The organism is Enterobacter sp. 342 (assembly GCF_036663495.1).
Taxonomy (GTDB): Bacteria; Pseudomonadota; Gammaproteobacteria; order Enterobacterales; family Enterobacteriaceae; genus Enterobacter.
This window is the reverse complement of sequence record NZ_JAWUEI010000132.1, coordinates 1-593: the sequence shown is the minus strand read 5'-3', so window position 1 is coordinate 593 and position 593 is coordinate 1. Positions and strand designations below refer to the sequence as shown.

The window sequence follows — 593 nt, the reverse complement described above, 5'->3', positions numbered from 1 at the left end:
AGGGGTCGTCTCAGAATTCGGAAAATAAAGCACGCTAAGGCGTAGTCACCCCGTGACTCCCCCGCGCCGATGCAGCGAGCTTCGTTCCGTCTTGCAGTGACGCAATCAGCGGGCAGGAAACGTTCCCTTTCCGCGCATGGCAGGCGCACACCAGTTCAGACAGCACGGCCTCCATGCGTGCCAAGTCGGCCATCTTCTCGCGCACATCCTTGAGCTTGTGCTCGGCCAGGCCGCTGGCTTCCTCGCAATGGGTGCCATCCTCCAGCCGCAGTAGCTCGGCGATTTCGTCCAGGCTAAAGCCCAGCCGCTGGGCCGATTTCACGAACCGCACTCGTGTTACATCCGCCTCGCCATAGCGGCGAATGCTGCCATAGGGCTTGTCTGGCTCCGGCAGCAGGCCCTTGCGCTGGTAGAACCGGATGGTCTCCACATTGACCCCGGCCGCCTTGGCAAAAACGCCAATGGTCAGATTCTCAAAATTAATTTGCATATCGCTTGACTCCGTACATAACTACGGAAGTAAGCTTAAGCTATCCAAACCAAATTTGAAAGGACAAGCGTATGTCTGAACCACAAAAGTCTGAACCACAAAA

General features: G+C 56.5%; 1 protein-coding gene. It reads right to left on the bottom strand.

Translation table 11 applies throughout. The annotated features are described in order from the left end of the window. Positions 1-34 precede the first annotated feature (34 nt). Positions 35-490: an Hg(II)-responsive transcriptional regulator gene (gene merR, locus V6E55_RS25605; RefSeq protein WP_001166628.1), complete on the bottom strand. Its 456-nt coding sequence runs from the start codon at positions 488-490 to the stop codon at positions 35-37. Between the last annotated feature and the right edge of the window lie 103 nt (positions 491-593).

Coding starts and splice junctions, on each gene's coding strand:
- merR (WP_001166628.1), bottom strand. CDS start 490: ATGCAAATTAATTTTGAGAATCTGACCATTGGCGTTTTTGCCAAGGCG.